General features: G+C 41.0%; 18 protein-coding genes. 1 reads left to right on the plus strand and 17 read right to left on the minus strand.

Going from position 1 to position 18,644, the window contains the following annotated elements:
• Positions 1 to 3: 3 nt before the first annotated feature.
• From rpe to rfaE1, 17 genes are all read right to left on the minus strand, one after another.
• Positions 4 to 648, minus strand: a complete 645-nt coding sequence (gene rpe / locus LEP1GSC185_RS08610) for a ribulose-phosphate 3-epimerase (protein ID WP_008590056.1) — start codon at positions 646 to 648, stop codon at positions 4 to 6.
• Positions 645 to 1,649: a PASTA domain-containing protein gene (locus tag LEP1GSC185_RS08615; protein WP_008591506.1), complete on the minus strand. Its 1,005-nt coding sequence runs from the start codon at positions 1,647 to 1,649 to the stop codon at positions 645 to 647. The genes rpe and LEP1GSC185_RS08615 overlap by 4 nt, the downstream gene beginning before the upstream one ends.
• Entirely contained in the window at positions 1,646 to 2,590 is a 945-nt protein-coding gene (gene fmt, locus LEP1GSC185_RS08620) for a methionyl-tRNA formyltransferase (RefSeq protein WP_008591483.1), read from the minus strand. The genes LEP1GSC185_RS08615 and fmt overlap by 4 nt, the downstream gene beginning before the upstream one ends.
• Positions 2,590 to 4,533 (minus strand): replication restart helicase PriA, encoded by a 1,944-nt coding sequence (priA, locus tag LEP1GSC185_RS08625; protein WP_008590045.1) that lies wholly within the window; start codon positions 4,531 to 4,533, stop codon positions 2,590 to 2,592. The genes fmt and priA overlap by 1 nt, the downstream gene beginning before the upstream one ends.
• On the minus strand, positions 4,530 to 5,375 hold the full coding sequence (locus tag LEP1GSC185_RS08630) for a hypothetical protein (protein WP_008590804.1): 846 nt from the start codon (positions 5,373 to 5,375) through the stop codon (positions 4,530 to 4,532). Before LEP1GSC185_RS08630 ends, priA begins: the two co-directional genes overlap by 4 nt.
• Positions 5,368 to 6,711 (minus strand): sigma-54-dependent transcriptional regulator, encoded by a 1,344-nt coding sequence (locus tag LEP1GSC185_RS08635; RefSeq protein ID WP_008589684.1) that lies wholly within the window; start codon positions 6,709 to 6,711, stop codon positions 5,368 to 5,370. The genes LEP1GSC185_RS08630 and LEP1GSC185_RS08635 overlap by 8 nt, the downstream gene beginning before the upstream one ends.
• A complete protein-coding gene (locus LEP1GSC185_RS08640) occupies positions 6,712 to 8,487 on the minus strand; it encodes an LIC_11548 family sensor histidine kinase (RefSeq protein ID WP_024864008.1) in 1,776 nt (591 codons plus the stop codon).
• A gap of 17 nt (positions 8,488 to 8,504) precedes the next feature.
• Positions 8,505 to 8,771 carry an HPr family phosphocarrier protein gene (locus LEP1GSC185_RS08645; protein WP_008596556.1) on the minus strand — a complete coding sequence of 89 codons (267 nt, stop codon included), beginning with the start codon at positions 8,769 to 8,771 and terminating at the stop codon, positions 8,505 to 8,507.
• Positions 8,746 to 9,708, minus strand: a complete 963-nt coding sequence (hprK, locus tag LEP1GSC185_RS08650) for an HPr(Ser) kinase/phosphatase (protein ID WP_008589467.1) — start codon at positions 9,706 to 9,708, stop codon at positions 8,746 to 8,748. Before hprK ends, LEP1GSC185_RS08645 begins: the two co-directional genes overlap by 26 nt.
• 3 nt (positions 9,709 to 9,711) lie before the next feature.
• Positions 9,712 to 11,148, minus strand: coding sequence for an RNA polymerase factor sigma-54 (gene rpoN, locus LEP1GSC185_RS08655; RefSeq protein ID WP_008590871.1), 1,437 nt, complete (start codon positions 11,146 to 11,148; stop codon positions 9,712 to 9,714).
• Positions 11,145 to 11,870: an LPS export ABC transporter ATP-binding protein gene (lptB, locus tag LEP1GSC185_RS08660; protein WP_008590112.1), complete on the minus strand. Its 726-nt coding sequence runs from the start codon at positions 11,868 to 11,870 to the stop codon at positions 11,145 to 11,147. The genes rpoN and lptB overlap by 4 nt, the downstream gene beginning before the upstream one ends.
• Before the next feature lie 9 nt (positions 11,871 to 11,879).
• The gene (locus LEP1GSC185_RS08665) at positions 11,880 to 13,211 is read right to left on the minus strand and encodes an LptA/OstA family protein (RefSeq protein WP_008591529.1); all 1,332 of its coding nucleotides are present in this window, start codon (positions 13,209 to 13,211) and stop codon (positions 11,880 to 11,882) included.
• Positions 13,208 to 13,834 (minus strand): LPS export ABC transporter periplasmic protein LptC, encoded by a 627-nt coding sequence (gene lptC, locus LEP1GSC185_RS08670; protein WP_008590483.1) that lies wholly within the window; start codon positions 13,832 to 13,834, stop codon positions 13,208 to 13,210. Before lptC ends, LEP1GSC185_RS08665 begins: the two co-directional genes overlap by 4 nt.
• Before the next feature lie 12 nt (positions 13,835 to 13,846).
• Positions 13,847 to 14,698, minus strand: a complete 852-nt coding sequence (gene kdsA / locus LEP1GSC185_RS08675; protein ID WP_008589425.1) for a 3-deoxy-8-phosphooctulonate synthase — start codon at positions 14,696 to 14,698, stop codon at positions 13,847 to 13,849.
• The gene (locus LEP1GSC185_RS08680) at positions 14,698 to 16,314 is read right to left on the minus strand and encodes a CTP synthase (RefSeq protein WP_008590928.1); all 1,617 of its coding nucleotides are present in this window, start codon (positions 16,312 to 16,314) and stop codon (positions 14,698 to 14,700) included. Before LEP1GSC185_RS08680 ends, kdsA begins: the two co-directional genes overlap by 1 nt.
• Before the next feature lie 81 nt (positions 16,315 to 16,395).
• Positions 16,396 to 16,890, minus strand: coding sequence for a D-glycero-beta-D-manno-heptose 1-phosphate adenylyltransferase (gene rfaE2 / locus LEP1GSC185_RS08685; protein ID WP_008589672.1), 495 nt, complete (start codon positions 16,888 to 16,890; stop codon positions 16,396 to 16,398).
• The gene (gene rfaE1, locus LEP1GSC185_RS08690; protein WP_024864007.1) at positions 16,887 to 17,897 is read right to left on the minus strand and encodes a D-glycero-beta-D-manno-heptose-7-phosphate kinase; all 1,011 of its coding nucleotides are present in this window, start codon (positions 17,895 to 17,897) and stop codon (positions 16,887 to 16,889) included. The genes rfaE2 and rfaE1 overlap by 4 nt, the downstream gene beginning before the upstream one ends.
• A gap of 62 nt (positions 17,898 to 17,959) precedes the next feature.
• Between rfaE1 and LEP1GSC185_RS08695 the strand changes: the two genes are divergently transcribed.
• Positions 17,960 to 18,574 carry an LON peptidase substrate-binding domain-containing protein gene (locus tag LEP1GSC185_RS08695; RefSeq protein WP_008590011.1) on the plus strand — a complete coding sequence of 205 codons (615 nt, stop codon included), beginning with the start codon at positions 17,960 to 17,962 and terminating at the stop codon, positions 18,572 to 18,574.
• The last annotated feature ends 70 nt before the right edge of the window (positions 18,575 to 18,644 follow it).

Genomic DNA, 18,644 nt, shown 5'->3' on the forward strand with positions numbered 1-18,644 from the left:
GACTTACTTTGCGAGGCCTTTTAAACGAATGCCATTCTCGCTTGGGTCTCCGGATTTGAATAAACCCGCCCCCACCACACAAATATCTACACCGGCCTGGGCGAGTTCTTTGATATTTGTATCATTGACTCCCCCATCTACTTCCAGCTCGATCGGGTAATTGGAGATCAAAGACTTGACCTTGCGGATCTTGTCCATTCCCCCATCCACGAATTTTTGTCCGTAGAATCCAGGTTCTACTGTCATTATGAGTACTAGATCGATATAAGGTAGAAGTGTCTCTAACGCAGAGACTGGAGTTCCTGGGTTCAGCGAGACTCCCACTTTGGTTCCGTTCTTTTTGATTTCCTGAGCTAAGCGAATCGGAAAACGAGTGGTTTCTGCATGGAAAGTAATGCAGTAAGGATTCAGCTCATAATATTTAGGAACATGATTTTCAGGCTTCTCCACCATTAGGTGAACGTCCAAAGGGATCTGAGTCATGGCCTTTATCTCTTTATTGACCGCTTCTCCGAAGCTGATCTGAGGTACAAAGTTTCCGTCCATCACGTCCATATGGACTAGATCTATTCCTTCTTTTTTGAAGTTAGGAACTGTATTTGCGAGCGCAGTAAGTTGGGTGGCTAAAATAGAAGCGGAGATTTTCAAAATTCGTTCTCGTAGTCTTTGGATTTTACTTTTGAACCTTTATCGTCCAAAAGAACCAGGGTCACGTCTCCTGTTCTGTAAAAGACAGTCTGGATTTTTTCTCCCTCTTGGTAGGTTGTGGGAGCGCTGATTTCCATTTGTTTGGTTTTGTCGTTTTGGTCTTTTACAACTAGGGAATAGGTTCCGTTTTCAGGAGCCTCGTAGACGAAACTTTCGTATCCGCTTTCTACTCGGTCTTCCGGCTCGAAATAAAATACCTTAAACTTATATTCGTTTCCCACTTTTTGGACGGATTCAATCTTTCCGTTATCGGGACGAAATTTTGTGAGAACCACTTCTGCCTTGGAGGAAATTTTGGCTCTTACAAGCGCTCTTTGTGCGAATGCGAAAGAATCACCAGGTTTAAAATCTAAACCCGCCTGTGGTTCTCCTTCTTTTTTCTTGGTAGAAGGTTTTGTAACAAGTAAGAATACTTTTTCGCCGGCAGTGATATTTTTACCTGCTTCCGGAATTTGATCCACTACTGTATCAGGTTGCTCCCCTTCTTTCACTTCTACATAAGTGATCCCCCCAAGAGTTAGAGAAACGTAAGTCTCTCCGGAGAGTACTTTTTCCATGGAGTTTTTAGCCGAAACTAAACTTTGCCCCTTTAAGTTGGGCATGTCGATCCTGTCTAAACCGATATTGACTGTAAGAGAAACTTTGGAACCTGCTTCCACTTCTCTTCCGGGGCGAATGGATTGGTAGATAATAATTCCGTCCGTTTTGTCCGGATAACGTTTGGACTCCAATCTGACTTTCAATTGGAGTCGCATTAATTCGTTATGGACTTCGTTGTACGGTTTGCCTACCACATCAGGCATGACTACCATAGTGGAACTTTTAGTACGAACGAATACAACTAAGAATGCGGCTATGAAAAATACTACTAAGCCGAATGCGATGAAAAAAAAGTAACCCCCGATAGGGAGATATTTAGAGCGGAGTTCTTCCTTGGTCACTCGAAACGATCCTCGTCCGAAATACGGAAACCGTTCATAAAATCCGCAACAGTCATTCTGTTTTTATTTTCCGGTTGTACGGAAAGGATCTCTAAGAAACGGCCATCTCCACACTGGAAAATAAGGGCCTTTTTGTCCATTCGTTTCAATTTGCCAGGATGAATCGACGTTTCGGAAAAATCCGTAGGTCTTGTTTTCCATACGACCAAACGTTTGTCCCTAAAACGGCAATACCCGCCCAGATCCGGACTTAATGCTCGGATACGATTATGTATTTCCATGGCAGAAAGTTGTAGATCCAGGACTCTATCTTCCGCCTGGATCTTGGTGCAATAAGTTGCCTTGGAATGATCTTGTGGAGAAGCCTCGAAGGCGGTTGTTCTCTGGCCTTTCAAAAGTGGGATTAAACTTTGGATCCCTGCTTGGGTGATCTTTTCCATGAGAGTTCCGGTATCATCTTCTAGGTCCACATCCACTTCTTGGATACGGATGATATCCCCCTCATCCATTTTTTCTCCCAGATATTGGATGCTGATCCCTGATTTTGTATAACCTTTCCAAAGAGAGGTTTGGACGGGAGAAGCACCCCTTAAGTCGGGAAGAATGGAACCATGCAGATTGATAGAACCGAATTTAGGATGGGAAAAAATTTCTTTCGGCAGAATAGAACCGTAAGCAAATACAACGTATAGTTCCGCATCAAACTTGGATAAGTTTTGGAGTGCTTCTTCTTTTTCCTTCTTTATGGATTCATATTGGAAGATCGGAAGATTTGCAGCAAGTGCAACTTCTTTCACAGGACTTGGGACTGGGGTTTTACTTCTTCCCTTTGGACGATCCGGATTTGTGACTACGAATTGTACTTGGATATCAGGCTCTTGTAGCAATGCCTGCAAAAGTTTGGCAGAAGGTTCCGGGGTCCCAAAAAATGCGATTTTCATCAGACAAGATCCAATGGATCAAAATCCAATTCCAGGTAAACGTTTTTAGAAATTTTAAGAGGTCGGATCTCTTTTTTTAGGATCTCTCTCCATTTGTTTTGCACAGTCGTTTTGATCAGTATATGATTTCTGAAATTTGCATCTATTTTATAAAAAGGACAAGGAGCCGGGCCCAATACTACGGTATTCGGCTCAGGAAGATATTTTTTTAAAACTTGGTGAACTTCTTCAATCGTTTTGAGGGAAAGATTTTCGTCTTTAGATCTGGATAAGATACGAACCAAACGAGAGAATGGGGGATAAAAAAGTTCTTCTCTAGTTTTTATCTCCGATTCGTAAAATCGAATATAGTCTTGGTCCAATGCCATTCGAATGATCGGATGATCTACCGTATTTGTTTCGATCAAAACTTCTCCCGCTAGATCGGATCGCCCCGCTCTTCCCGCCACCTGCGTCAAAAGAGAGAATACTCTTTCTCCTGCTCTAAAATCCGGTAACCCTAGGCCAATCCCTGCATTCAAAACTCCTACTAGAGTGACTCTTGCCGCATCGAGTCCTTTAGAGATCATTTGGGTCCCGGTGAGTATATCTATCTCTCCATCAACCAATCTTCCGATCACATCCGTAAGAACACTTTTATCTTGGATAGAATCCTGGTCTAGGCGTTCTACTTTTGCGCCGGGGAAAGTTTCTAAAAGGAATTCTTCCAGTTTTTGGGTGCCGGTCCCCATCATAACTAATTTTTCTCCCAGCTTGGATTCTAATCTTTGGAGAGAATCCGAAAAACCGCAGAGGTGACAGATAACGGTACCTTTTTTATGATAACATAGATGAGATGTACAATTCGGACAAGGTATATAAGCTTTTTCTTTTTCCGAATAGATGAGTGGACTGTATCCTCTTCTGTTTAAAAGAAGAATAACCTGTTCTTTTCTATCCAATCTTTGTTTGATCGCAAACGTAAGTTCCGAGCCGATCAATCTGGCGTCCTTTTTATTTTCTTCGATCCGAACTGTAGGCGGCTTTGCGGTCCCCGGTCTTTTGGTCAGGATTTGTAGTCCGATTTTTCCCGTTTTGGCAAGATGATACACTTCTAAAGAAGGAGTCGCCGATCCGAGTACTAAAACCGCTTTGTTCTTTCTGCAACGTTGTAATGCTACCTGTCTTGCATGGTATCTAGGAGTAGAATGTTCTTTAAAAGAACCGTCATGCTCTTCGTCTATTATGACTAACCCCAAATTCGCGACCGGGGCGAATACTGCAGATCTTGTACCTACTGCGATCCTTTTTTTACCTTGTAGAAGGTCCGTATATGCCTTGAATCTTTCGGAAACTTTCAAAGCGGAATGAAGTAATGCGATCTCACCCGGAAAGACCGCTTCTAATTTTCGGATAATGTGATACGTCAAACCTATCTCAGGAACTAAGAGTAAAACTCCTTTGTTTGAGTTTTGTAGAATGTCTCGGATCAGGTGAAGATATACTTCCGTTTTTCCGCTTCCAGTAATCCCAAATAGAAGATGTATGGAATCTTTACCAAAATCCGCTTTGATATTTTGATATGCGGCTTCTTGTTCTTCGTTTAATGGAAAGGGCTCTGTGGCTACAATATTCTCGTTTAGTTTTACTTTGGAATGTCTTCTCCCTGAGGGGATCATCTTGTGGATACATTCCCCAAGAGAGGCCAGATATTGTTCTTTTACCCAATATGCGAGTCGGATCTGTTCTTCGTTGATGACCGGGGTTTTGTCAATGACCCTATCTACCTGCAATACTTCGTAGCTTGGTTCATTATGATGTAAGGATAATACGATCCCTTCTTCTTTTCTTCCCCTAAGTTTGGCTTCTACCCTCATCCCTATCTGGGTGTCCGGAGGGACCTCGTATGTGAATGTGTCTTCTAAGATAGGAAGATCGAAGGCTAGTTCTGCGTATTGGATCAAATTTTTTCTTTAATCTCCTGATGGAAGATCCCCAGTTGAGATAGGATACTTTCTTTGACTTCTATTTCCTTCTTCTTGGCTTCTTGGAATTCCGGAGAATCCGCTTTACTGGATTTTCTTTTTTGTTCCGCGGCTAAGATCGCTTCGGGAGACCGAAGTACTACCATAGGAATTCCAGTCTGGAACTCTAAAGTTTTTCCCATTTGTTTGAGCGCTTCTTCTTTTCCGAAATATAGAGTGGCCGCAGCTCCTAAGAGTATAATACCTTGGATCCCTTCTTCTTGGACGGTTTCTTGTACTTGGACCTTGCAGTTTTGGGTCCTTCTTTTCCAATCTTCTTCGTTCGATCTATCTTGGGAAAATAAACATCCTGGGAATTCCTGAAAATAGAACTCCTTCATTGTAAATCCGAATACTTTTTGGATCATTCTATCGAATAGATCCTCCGCTTCGTTAGTTCTGAAAATTTTCAACGGAGAAGTTTTAACATAGGATTCTTTTCCGGAAATCGTTTCACCTGTATAATGTAATACTAATATTTTCTTTCTGCCTCGGATGATAAAATGACGAACAGCGCTGAGTCGATCTGAGCAGAGCTTACAGGAGAAGTTCCTGTCTTCCTTTTTAGGAGGAATCCGCATCTGGATACCAGGGACGGAAGTTTCCTTTTCTTTTTGGTAGCCTATGGAAGACCAGGCCCAAGATTCTTTCCATTCCAAGTCCAGATCTTGTGGATCCTTTTCTCCTTGTCTGCGTAAGATCGGAAATTCTCCGTTTTGGATTAAAAATCTGAAGTCTTGTAAAATCCCTTTTAGTTCCGCAAAAATTCCGGGCTTAGTCATGGATGTCCTCCGCCTGTATTCCCAAGGATTTCATTTTTCTATATAAGTGGGATCTTTCTATTCCGAGTGCTTTGGAGGTTTTGGAAACGTTTCCTTCGTTTGTCTGCAATGTTTTTAGAATATATTGTTTTTCGAATTCTTCTTTTGCCTTTTTGAAATCACCTTTTTCTGCCAGATCGTTCGCTTTTACGAAACCGGTCATAGAATCTTTCACATCTTGCGCGCGGATGATATCGCTTACTGTCATGATACAAAGTCTTTCGATTACGTTCTTTAATTCTCTGATATTCCCTGGCCAGAAATGGTTTTCTAAAATGGAAACCGCTTCTTTTTCTATAATTTTCGGAGATAAATTATTTTCCGAGATCGTTTGTCGTACATAGTGATCTACTAAAAGTGGAATATCGGATTTTCGATCTCTTAGTGGAGGGATTGTGATCGGGATCACATTCAATCTATAATATAGGTCTTCTCTAAACTTTCCTTCTTTGATTGCTTCTTCCACCGGGATATTTGTCGCCGCTATAATCCGAACATCCACGGATACTTGTTCAGTACTTCCCAACTTTTCGAATCTTTGCTCCTGCAAAATTCTAAGCACTTTTGCCTGGGTGGACAAGGACATATCGCAAATCTCATCCAAAAATAAGGTGCCGCCGTTAGCAGCCTCAAATTTTCCGATCCTTGTATCTGTCGCACCTGTGAATGCTCCTTTTACATAGCCGAAAAGTTCGGATTCTATCAATTCTTCCGGAAGAGCGGCACAGTTGACTTCCACGAACGGTTGGTCCTTTCTTTTAGAATTTTTGAATATGGTTCTAGCGACCAATTCCTTTCCTGTTCCATTCTCCCCATAAATAAAAACTCTAGCGTTCGTGGCTGCCGCTTGTGCGATTGAAAATTTAACTTTTTGGATCGCAGGGGAATTTCCTAAAATTTCATCAGATTCCAATTTGATCTCGGGAGACTCGGATTTTTCGGAATATACCAATGCTTCTTCTACCGCTTCTAAAACTTTTTCGATCGATAACGGTTTTTCCAAAAAGTTAAGAGCGCCTTTTTTAGTGGCTTGTACTGCGAGTTCGATCGTTCCATGTCCGGAGATCATGACTACTGGAACGGTCGGATAGATCTTTTTGATCTCGTCTAGTATGATTAGTCCGTCCTCTTTTCCAAGCCAGACATCTAGTAGGACAAGACTTGGTCTTTCTATCTTTAGATGTTTTAGAAAATTTTTACCGGAAGAAAATTGTTCCGCTTCGTAATTCTCATCTTCCAAAATATCTTGGAGGGATTTGCGGATTTCCGGTTCGTCATCTACTATGAATATTCTCATCTAAGCTACCGGAAGTTCTATCCTGAATTTACATCCGCCCAATTCGGAAGAGTCCATCGAAATATGACCATTATGATCGATTACCGTTTTTTGGACGATTGCGAGTCCTATCCCGGAAACATGTTCTTCCTTTGTGGAGTAATACGGTTCAAAAACTTTGGATTTATATTCGGGAGAGACTCCGATCCCGTTATCTTCCACAAGTAAAACCACTGAACGTCTCATGATCCTTTTTTCTAAAACGGTGGAAATCCTGATTTTTCCTTGGGAGAAACTGGAGTCTCCTCTTTGTCTTCTCTTTTCTATGGCTTCCACCGCATTTTTGAAAAGATTGTTCATGATCCCTAAAAACAGTTTTTTGTCCAAAAAGATTTCAGGCAAATTTTTAGCAAAGTTGAGTTCTATTTGGATGCCGGGCGTATGTTCGAATAGTTTTGCACTTTCCAATACCACCGGTTCCAGATGTTGGTTGATTAATCTAGGTGCAGGCATCCTTGCGAACTCGGAGAATTCGTTTACCAAATGTTCCAGGATCTTTACCTGACCGACTATGGTTTCGCTTCCTTTTGTAACGATCTCTTGGAATTCTTTAGGAACTTCCGAGTTTAGTTTTCTGCGTATTCTTTCTGCAGAGAGTTGGATCGGAGTGAGTGGATTTTTGATCTCGTGAGCCATTCTCTGGGCAACTTCTTTCCAAGCGGCAATCCTTTGCGTATGCATTAGTTCTTCGTTTTTGGATTTAAGATCTTTCACCATTTGGTTAAAAGATTCCACTAATGCCCCGATTTCCCCTCCTTCCGTTAGGGGAAGATTAATGTCGGTATCTCCCAAGGAAACTTTTTGAGTAGCGTTTGCTAGATCTATGATTGGTCTTGAAATTTTCCGAGCGAATACGAGTGAAAAGAAGATGGAAAGTAAAAATGCGAATACGGTTAGAAGTGTGATCGTAAGCCGTACTTCATAAGGAAGTTTTTCCTTGGCCAAGTCGGCAGTGATATAATTCTTTCTGGTATTGATAAAAGAATATGCCTTGGATTCTTCTCCTTGAAATACACGTTTTCCTAATATAAGGAATTTTGAAGGATTTAAAGAGTCTATTTTGAGTAGATAAAATCCTAGGTTCTGGTTTAGTGCCAATTTTTCGGAAATACCTTCCGTTCCGAAGTTCGTAAATTCCTGAGGCGAAACTGACAATTTTAAGGATCTATTTTCGAGAGCCGGGATGTTATTTTCATACCAACCAACATAGTAATTCGGATTGGAGATCAGATCCAATTCATTAGCCCGATTTGTAAGCAAATTCGGGTTCGGATTTTGTCTTTGGACAAGATTTCTGAATAATTTAGCTTTTTCTAATAGATTATTCTTTTCAAGATCCAGTTCCTTTTTGACAAAATGATCTCCTGCTTCCAAGGCCTGAGCGATGTCTAAACCGTAAAATCCCTCGAATACTCTTCCGATCACATTGGAAGTAAGTAAGAATACCGGAAAAGAAGGAAGCATTGCGATGAATAAAAAGGAAAGAGAAAGTCTGTAACGAATGGAACTTTTGAGCCTTCCTGTTTCTAAATTCCTGCGATTCCTATAAAAATAGGAAATGATCAGGAATAGTACGACTAATGGGACTGTATAATATACATAGATAAGTATCCTATCTACTATATCTAAATTTTCCGAATTCCTAAAATGAATGAGTTCGGCGGCGAGTATTGCTATTGAAATGACTCCGGATAAAATCAGAAGATCTCGAAGATAGTATCGATTCTCCTCCTCGATCCGGAATGGAAACCATTTCATATCGCAAAATCGCCTTCCACTAATTTGGCTAATGCATTGGCTGCTTCCTCTTCCTGAGCGCCTTCTGTTTTGATGGAAAATTCTGCACCTGGCGCTAATGCCAACATCATGAGTCCCATGATACTTTTACCGTTCACTTCCACTCCGTCTTTGGAGACCAGAACTTCGCAGGGATATTTTGCCGCGCAATTCACAAAGACTGAGGCGGGACGAGCATGCATCCCTGCGCCGTTTTCGTTAATTTTGAGGTGGATTTCTTTCAACTTTTCCTTGCTGCAAATAAATATTTAATTTTTGGCTGAATTCCGCCGCTGCATTCTTCCCAAGTTTTTTCAATCTTTGGTTCATTGCGGCAGTTTCTACGATGATTGGAATATTTCTACCGGGTCGAACTGGAAGTTTGATCAAAGGAATATTAACGCCTAGGACTTCTTCCGTTCTGTTTTCGAGTCCTGTTCGATCGAATTCTTTCTCTTCCGTCCATTCTTCCAAGTGGATGATGAGCTCTATTAATTTATGATCTCGAACGGATCCGATCCCGAATATATCCTTTATATTCAGAATTCCTAATCCTCTGATCTCCATATGATGGCGCAAAAGGTCCGAGCAAGTACCTATCAGATAACTTTCGGAAAGTCTTCTGATCTCTACCATATCGTCCGCAACTAAACGGTGACCTCTTTCTATGAGTTCTAACGCTGTTTCACTTTTCCCCACACCACTTTTTCCGGAGAGAAGTATTCCAATTCCGAATACCTCGATTAGAACTCCATGTCTCATGGTTCTCGGAGCGAGACTTCTGTCCAAGATCTGAGATATAAGCGTAATGAATTTATGAGTAGAAACATCCGAACCCAAAAGTGGAATATTCAGTCGGTCGCAATACTCCACAAAAATAGGAGGAGGAACATTTCCATGAGTGAATATGATACAATTCAAATGAAAATGAAAAAAATCGGCTGCGAGTTTTTCGAGGTCCTCGCCTTCTTTGGAAGTGATATAAGCCCATTCACCTTTTCCGAAAATTTGGATACGATCGTGTGCAAAACTTTCGTAAAAACCTGTGAGCGAAAGACCGGGCCTATTGATCTCGGAACTATGGATCCGATTTTGGAGACCGTTCTCTCCTGCTATCAGTTTTAAACCTAACTCAGGATGGTCTTTTAGAATATTAGAAACATTAATTCCGGGAACGGACATGAGTTACCTTGCTTCCAGAGATTTTACTTTTTTTCTTTGGTTGGACGGTAAAATTTTTAGGATCTTACGGTATTTTGCCACTGTTCTTCTGGCGATCTCTATCCCTTTACTTTCTATTTTTTCCACTATGTCTTGGTCAGAGAGCGGATTTTCTGGATCTTCTTCTTTGACTAAATTGCGTATAATATCATGAATTGTTTTGGACGATTCCATTCCACCTTCGGAACTTTTTGATTTTAATCCGGAGGAGAAGAACCATTTTAATTCCAAAATTCCCCAGGAAGTTTGTACATACTTATTGGAGGTGATACGGGAAACCGTGGATTCGTGGAGATCCAATCTTTCTGCGATATCTTTTAAAGTGAGTGGTTTTAGAAATCTAACACCTTTACGGAAAAACTCGGTCTGTAGTTCTATGATTGCGGAGACAACTCTGTATAATGTTTGTCTTCTTTGGTTTACGGATCGGATCAGCCATTCTGCGGAATTTAGTTTAGTGGAAATATATTCCTTATCCGAATCTTTTGCACCGGCTCCTTTTTTGAGCATTCCTTTATATTCTTTATTAATTTTTAATTTAGGAAGCCATTCGTCGTTCAGTAGAATACTGAACTCACCTTCTATTTCTCGGATGATCACATCCGGAACTATATAATCCGGTTTTTGCGGAGTGTATAACGTTGCGGGAAACGGTTCGAGTTTTTTTATCTCTGCCGCCATTGACTCTATGGATTCGACCGGGAGTCCCATTTTTTTGGAAATTCCCTTGTAATCCAATTTTTCCAGGTCTTTTAGATAATTTAAGATGAGATCGTGTAGATTTTTATCTTCCGGTTTTAGGATCTTTGCTTGGATATATAACGTTTCTTGAATGCTTCCTGCGCCTATTCCGAGTGGATCGAGCTGATGGATCTGCTCTAAGACTTTTTTAATGATCTTGACGGAAACCCCGATTTCGGCTGCAAGTTCTGCTTGAGTTTGCGAAATAAATCCTCGATCGTCCAGCATGGAGATCAAAATTTCAGCGATCTCCATTTCTTTTCCTTTTAATGAGGAGATCCTAAGCTGCCAAAGTAAATGATCGGAAAGAGATTGTGCGTTAGGAGAGGATTCGATATATTTTTGGTTTCTGTCGGAAGCGTCGGTTCCTCGATACTGAGGTTTGTCTAAGCTAAAAGAATCCTGCCAACCTTGGTCAGAATTTTTAAGAAAATCATTCTTCTCTTTTCTTTTTAGATCATCTACTGAATAGAGTTCCGGACTTTTACTTCTTTCCGAGCCGGGCTCCTCTTCCAACATCGGATTTTCCACCAGCTCGGCGCTGATCCTATCAGCAAGTTCCAGTGTAGACAAAGGCAAAAGCTCGATCGACTGACGCAAGTCCTGCGTCATTACAAGCTTTTGTGTCTGCTTCTGTACTAACTGATGATTCAGATTCACAGCTTGAAGTCCTCTCCTAGATACATTCTCTTTGCTTCTTTGTCGTTTACGAGTTCTTTAGGAGTTCCCGCAATTAAGATCCGACCGCTATGCATGATATACGCTCTATCCGTGATCTTTAATGTTTCTCGAACATTATGGTCGGTGATTAAGATGCCCAGTCCCTTCTTCTTTAAACTATTTATAACGGTTTGAATATCTTTTACTGCTATAGGGTCGACCCCTGCGAACGGCTCGTCAAGAAGGATAAAATCCGGATTTGTGACTAAGGCTCGAGCGATTTCGCATCTTCTTCTTTCCCCGCCAGAAAGAGTAAAACCTTTTTGGTTGGCTACTCTCATAATTTGTAATTCTAATAGCAGTTCGTCTCTTCTACGAATGATTTCCGATCTAGGAATGTTGAGAGTTTCTAAGATTGCTTCCAGATTTTCCGCGACAGTAAGTTTACGGAATATGGAAGCTTCTTGTGCAAGATAACCTACTCCAAGTTTTGCTCTAGTATGCATAGGAGCATCCGTAACATCTTGGTCGTCTATGAATACATGACCCGAATCCGGTTTTACGAAACCGACAGACATATAAAAAGAAGTAGTTTTTCCGGCACCGTTCGGGCCGAGTAGACCTACTACTTCTCCTTTGCGAACATCGAAACTAACTCCGTCTACAACCTTACGCTTATTGTATATTTTGATTAAGTTTTGGCATCGGATCCTTTGTCCCATTATGTAAGCCTAATTTCCTAAATGGACTCCTTCTGTCAGAATTGATCTTCCTTCTCTTGGATAAAAGACGATTTTTCCCGCTCTTAAGATCTTACCACTTCGATTAATCCTGGGATTCCCCTCTAAAAGTACGGATTCGTCGTTTTCAAAATAAGTGGCGTATTCCCCTTGCGCCTCAGTGGACTTGGATTTGATCCAGATATTTCCTCGGATGACTGTTTCTTTTTGGTCCAAAAATCGTTCGAATTCCTGAGCAGTGATCGTGCTTGTGACCTGACTCGAATTTTTATCTAAAAATTCCATTTTACCTTCGTCTGTCAGATGCAGATAGTTCTCTTTTCGGAAATAATCGAATACATTACCTGAAAGAAGTAAATTATTCTCTCTGTCGTGTACCTTGATGTTCTTTCTTGCTCTGATGATACTCGAATCTTTTCCTACGGATTCGATATTATCCGAAGTGATCTTCATGTCTTTTCTTAGAACTGTTGCATTTCCACTGATGAGCACTGTACGATCATTCTCTTCGTTGGGACGACTTTCTATTTTATCCCCTTTTAGGATGGTGAGAACAGTTTGTTTTTTTTCGTTTCCTTCCGGATCTTTTTTTGTCTCTTCTGAAGATTGGAATAAGACGGTGTTTTCTTCTAAAAGTATCCTACTTTCATTTGTGTAAAAGGATAACTTTTTCCCGCTCAAATATCTATTCTTGGAAATCAGGATCGGGTTCGGGTCCGTAGTGATCAGATGTTCCGATTCTTTAAAAACGGCTTCCGCGCAGAAGATGGTGACTTCCGGATGATTTACGATCACTCCACCGTGTAATTTTGTGATTTTGGTATTCAATTCCCTATCGATCTGTTTTGCGGAAATGACTGTTGTTTTGCCTGTTTTATCTCGGAAACTTAATCTAGGTCTTTCTTTGATATAGACCATTTCGGAGTATTTATCGTATTCTCCTACTCCTGCTCTCATTACTGTTCCGTTTTCCTGGTCTTCTATATGTACTCCGTTCTTTAAAAAAGCCTTATATGCTTCTTTTCCGTAAACTTCTATACGGTTGGCGCCCAATTTCACTTTTTTATGTTGGATCCAGGCTCCGCCTTCCAAACTGAATATGGTTACTTTGAGTCCTTGGACTTCTCTGTCTTCTTGGGTAAGTGCGTTTGCCCCCCAGAAAGTCGGAAAACTTTCTTTACGTTTTGGGTCCACTTCTCCTATCCCTTGAAAACTTTTAGGATCTAATGTCTCCGCTGAAAATAGAAGTGGAGGTCTGGAGTGAGATCCCAGATGTGATGGGAGTAAAAATAATAAATAGAAAGGGACTAGGATTCGTTTCATTTTTCTTTAGGGGAAGAAGATAGCGGATTAGAACCGCCTTGTGTGATCGCACTCGGTTTTAAAATTGTAAATTTATTCAGATCCTTGTCGGCTCGAAGCCCGACTCCTCTGATATGAGTTCCATTTGCATCGATTACAACTTCTTCGTTCGAAGTGAGTTCTTTGGTCTCGTCGTTATAATCCAACGATTTTGCTCTCAGAGTCCTATGTTCTTCCGTTTTAAGAAGAATATTACCTGTGAGTTTCATCTGCTTTGTGATTTGATTGATCTCACCTTTTTCGCCGGTAAGTCTGGACTTGAATTTTCCATTCTCATATTGGTCGAAATTGATGCCGTATAGAACGTACCTTTTTTCGTCAGCGTAGAGATAAGCTTCTTCCGCTTTCAATTTCCATAATATAGTGCCGTTCTCGTCGTATTGGTCTTTTGCGAAATTTTTGAAAGAAACAGTGGAACCTTTTTCTTTTTCTTCTTCTACACGAGTGTATTTAGCGTCCGATTTTCCGCCTGAATAGAAAAAAAGGATCAATAGAAGAATTCCGATCCCTACTCCTAGGCCCGGACCGTATTTCCTAGCGGTTTCCGGGTCTATTTTGAGTAAAGTGAGTATGCGGAAATACAAGGCTATTAACGACTAGCGGTTTAGGATTTCCTGTTTCACGTAACGGTCTAAACCGACCAATTCCTTTAATAAGGATTTAATTTCGGAAAGCGGATATTGTGTGGTAGCATCCGAAAGTGCTTTTGCAGGATCAGGATGCACTTCCATAAAGATACCTTCTATTCCGAGCGCTACCGCACTCCTTGTCATACTCGGAATGTATTCTCTTTGGCCACCCGTGATATTTCCGGCTGCTCCAGGCAATTGTGCCGAATGAGTAGCGTCGAATACGACAGGTATATCATAACTATGTAATATAGGGACGGTTCTGCCGTCGAACACCAGATTTCCGTAACCGAATGTGGTACCTCTTTCGGTTACCATATACTTTTCGGAACCGGATTCTTGGATCTTGGTTTTGATATGTCTACAGTCGGAAGGAGCTAAGAATTGCCCTTTTTTAACATTCACCCATTTTCCTGTTTTAGCGGACTCTGCGATCAAGTCTGTCTGTCTGCTTAAGAATGCAGGGATTTGGTACATATCGATCACATCTTTGAGAGGACCTACTTGAATGGTCTCGTGGATATCGGTCAAAACTGGAACATTGAATTTCTTTTTAATATGTTCTAGATGTTTAATCCCTTCCGTAAGTCCAGGACCTCGGTAAGAAGTAACCGAAGAACGGTTTGCTTTGTCGAAACTACTTTTAAAAACGTAAGGGATACCGAGTTCAGTGGTGATCTCTAACATTTCTGCACAGACTTTTTCGAGTAAGTCTCTGTTCTCCATCACGCAAGGACCGGCAATCAGGAAGAATGGATTTTTTCCTCCGATCTTCTTACCGCTTAAAAAATCCCTTTCTTGGGCAGTTTTATCGCTCATTATGCCTTCCTTGCAAATTTGACCGCAGCGCGGATGAATCCGGCAAACAATGGATGCGGTTTTGTAGGTTTTCCGGTGAATTCAGGATGGAACTGAACTCCTATAAACCAAGGATGATCCGGAATTTCTACGATTTCAATCAGGTTTTCATCCGGAGAAATGCCTGAAAGGATCATTCCTTTCTCTTCGAACCTTTGTTTGTATTTGTTGGTAAACTCGAATCTATGTCTATGTCTCTCATAGATCAGTTCTTGTTTGTATTCGTTGAATGCTAATGTGTTCTTTTTGATCTTACATGGATAAGATCCTAAACGCATAGTTCCACCCATTTGATCAATATCCATCTGCTCTTCGATTAGAGAGATTACTGGATCTGGAGAATCGGGCCTGAACTCTGTGGAGTTTGCATCTTTTAGACCAAGAACGTTTCTAGCGTATTCGATCACCGCACATTGCATTCCCAAACAAATTCCGAAAAACGGGATCCCTTTGGTTCTTGCATATTGGATCGCCGCTATTTTGCCTTCGATCCCTCTATCTCCGAATCCACCCGGAACTAAAACACCATGAGCGGATTTTAATACATCTTTTACATTTGTTTTATCCAGTTTTTCGGGATCTACTTTGATAAATTCTACGTTTGCTTCGTTTGCAATTCCGCCATGGGATAAACTTTCATAAACGGAACGATACGCATCATGAAGAGAAATATACTTTCCGACCACTGCGATCTGCACAGTATGTTTTGCGGATTGAAGACTTTTTATGATCTTCTCCCATTCAGTAAAATTGGATTTTCCAAGTTCAAGTCCTAAAGTTTTTAGAACTACTTGGTCCAATTTTTCTTCCTTGTACATTTTAGGGATTTCGTAAATGGAAGTGCTGATATCGGAAGCGGAGATCACATTTTCTTCTTTTACGTTACAGAAGGAGGAAATTTTTCCTTTCATTTCTTTAGGCATCGGTTGATTCACACGGCAGATCAAAATATCAGGTTGGATCCCGAGTGCCAAAAGTTCTTTAACGGAGTGTTGGGTAGGTTTTGTTTTTGCTTCACCAGCTACAGTGATGGTAGGAACTAAAGTAACATGGATGAATAAAACTTGAGTAGGCCCATGTTCATATCTCATCTGACGGATTGCTTCTAAGAATGGGATGGACTCAATGTCCCCCACTGTTCCACCAATCTCTACGATCACAAAGTCAGTTGCATTTTCTCTTGCGAGAGTATAGATCCTATTTCGGATCTCGTTTGTGATATGAGGAACGACTTGGACCGTTCTTCCCAAATAATCCCCTTTTCTTTCTCTTTGGATTACTGTATTATAAATTTGTCCCGTAGAAACGGAGTTTTTACGAGTGAACTTGGATTTGGTAAATCTTTCATAATAACCTAAATCTAAATCCGTTTCCGCGCCGTCCTCGGTCACGTATACTTCCCCGTGTTGGTACGGGCTCATTGTTCCAGGATCAATATTGATATATGGATCCATTTTTTGCAGGGAAACGGAATAGCCCCTACTTTCTAATAGGCATCCAAGGGCTGCAGCGGATACACCCTTTCCAAGGGAGGAACAAACACCTCCGGTCACGAAAATAAATTTAGTTTTGGACAAACCGATCTCCTACCTGCTGAACAGAGTTTTCTTCAGTCTCGGAAAATCCAACTCGGAATTTCGCGGAATTGAGAAGTAAATCTAGGGTTTTTGGCGAATGCGTCGGATCAGATCCGTGCTGGAAAATCCTGGAACAAAGGGCAGAATTTTCACTTCTCCGCCCAATTTGCGAACAAGTGGAGTTTCGGGAAGAGCTTCTAGATCATAATCTCCCCCTTTTACGTGAATATGAGGGGCTACCTGAGAGATCAGTTCCAAAGGAGTATCTTCCGTAAACACGCTGATATAATCCACAAAGGAAAGACAGGAAAGAAGAAGGGCTCGATCTTCTTCCGGATTTACGGGACGTTCCGGACCTTTGAGTCGTTTTACGGAGGAATCCGAATTGATCCCCACCCAAAGAACGTCACCCAAGTCTCTAGCCTGAGAAAGATAAGTCAAATGACCTTTATGGACCAGATCGAATACACCGTTCGTAAAAACGATCTTTTGTTTGGAGCGTATCTTTTCAGAAATGTTCTTCACTTCCGCAAATGGAATGATTTTCTCTATACACAAAGAAAAAGAAGACTTCACTGAAAACTTCCTCTTTTTTCCAGAGCCTCTAAAAGTTCTTCTAAAGAAACTGTTTCTGCGCCTAGTTTTCCGACCACAACTCCAGCTGCAGCGTTAGAAACAATTGCTGCTTCTAATTCTCCAAGTCCTGCCGCTAAAAAGGAAGTGTAAACTGAGATCACAGTGTCTCCTGCTCCGGTCACATCAAATACTTCTTTGGCGACCGTAGGAATATGATAGGTTTTAGATTCGGAAGAAATATAAAGGCTCATTCCTTTTTCACCACGAGTGATCATCATAGAAGGAGAATTTAGATTTTCAGCGATCTTTTTAGCTGCTTCTTCCACCTCAGAATTTGTTTCTAATTTTTTTCCAAGAGCTTTTCCTGCCTCATGATGGTTCGGGGTCATGACTGTAGCTTTTGTATATTGAAAAAAATGAGACACTTGCGGATCCACAGTTACGATCTTTTTATGTTGGACTGCGATATCGATTGTCTTACGAATGAGGCTCGCAGTTAAAGTTCCCTTATCATAATCGGAAAGAACGACTGCGTCCGCTTCTTGTATGATCTTGGAAAAACTTTCCAGTAGTTGTTTTTCCTCCACATCACTTAAAGGAAATGTTTCTTCTCTATCGATACGGCAAACTTGCTGGTGTCCAGCGATCACTCTGGTTTTTAGGATCGTTGGTACTTTTTCAGAACGGATAATCGTATTTTTAGAAGTGCTTGTGTTTTCGGAAGAAAGAAGATCATCCAAAGTTTTTGCAGCAGGGTCATTCCCCGCTCTACCCAATACAAATGATTGGACTCCAAGGCGAGAAAGATTTTTTACAACATTCCCGGCTCCGCCTAAAGTAGTTTTTTCATTGCGGACCCAAACCACAGGAACCGGGGCTTCCGGAGAAATTCGGTTCACTTCTCCTATCAGATACTCATCCAGAATGAGATCTCCGATGACTATAATTTTAGTGGTTTTTAATTTAGAAGCAGCTTCCAAATATCGCTTTTTATCTAAGTAGTACAATTTTAAACCGGTCTTACAATTTGATTTGCGTTTTCACTTCAACAGGTTAGGATAAATCCTAGGTGTCAAGAATTACAATTCCGATCTTTCCTCTTCCCGAAGTCATCTTATTTCCAGGCACATTCCTTCCTCTTCATATTTTTGAGCCTAGATACAGGATGATGCTAGATTATTGTTCCGAGTCCGGCGAGGAAATGGCGATCGCACCTATCAAAATGGAACCTGGCAATTTAAAAAATCCTCAGCCTGAGATCGAAACTATTTTTGGTTGGGGCACGATCGTCCGAAGAGATCCTCTCCCTGATGGAAGATCCAATATTTTACTCGAAGGCAAAGGAATCGCAAAATTAGAATCTTACGATACTATGGAACCTTTTCGTATCGGTGTGGTTGAAAAATTAGAACCCGATTCCAAGTATATAGAAGATAAATTATTCATGGAGATCTTTGATCGTATCTTATATCTCACCAAACGGATACTACTCTCCGAAGGAGCTAAAGAAGAATTGATCCTCCGAATGAATGATCTATGGTCCCATCCTTTCCCGGTGGATTTTATTTCTTCCATTCTAAATTTTAATTTTAAGAAGAAGCAGGAAATTCTCGCAAGCACCGATCAGATCCTTAAAGCCCAATTGTTAGTTGGTATTGTGGAAGAGATGAATCTCGGAGAATAGACGCAGAGTTTAAAAGAGACTCAGAGCTATTTTCACGCAGAGCCGCGAAGACGCGGAGCTTCTTTATTTA

The sequence above is a fragment of the Leptospira licerasiae serovar Varillal str. VAR 010 genome (assembly GCF_000244755.1).
In the GTDB taxonomy this organism is placed as follows: domain Bacteria; phylum Spirochaetota; class Leptospiria; order Leptospirales; family Leptospiraceae; genus Leptospira_B; species Leptospira_B licerasiae.

Coding starts and splice junctions, on each gene's coding strand:
- fmt (WP_008591483.1), bottom strand. CDS start 2,590: ATGAAAATCGCATTTTTTGGGACCCCGGAACCTTCTGCCAAACTTTTG.
- LEP1GSC185_RS08630 (WP_008590804.1), bottom strand. CDS start 5,375: ATGACTAAGCCCGGAATTTTTGCGGAACTAAAAGGGATTTTACAAGAC.
- LEP1GSC185_RS08635 (WP_008589684.1), bottom strand. CDS start 6,711: ATGAGAATATTCATAGTAGATGACGAACCGGAAATCCGCAAATCCCTC.
- hprK (WP_008589467.1), bottom strand. CDS start 9,708: ATGTCCGTTCCCGGAATTAATGTTTCTAATATTCTAAAAGACCATCCT.
- lptB (WP_008590112.1), bottom strand. CDS start 11,870: ATGGGACAAAGGATCCGATGCCAAAACTTAATCAAAATATACAATAAG.
- LEP1GSC185_RS08665 (WP_008591529.1), bottom strand. CDS start 13,211: ATGAAACGAATCCTAGTCCCTTTCTATTTATTATTTTTACTCCCATCA.
- kdsA (WP_008589425.1), bottom strand. CDS start 14,698: ATGAGCGATAAAACTGCCCAAGAAAGGGATTTTTTAAGCGGTAAGAAG.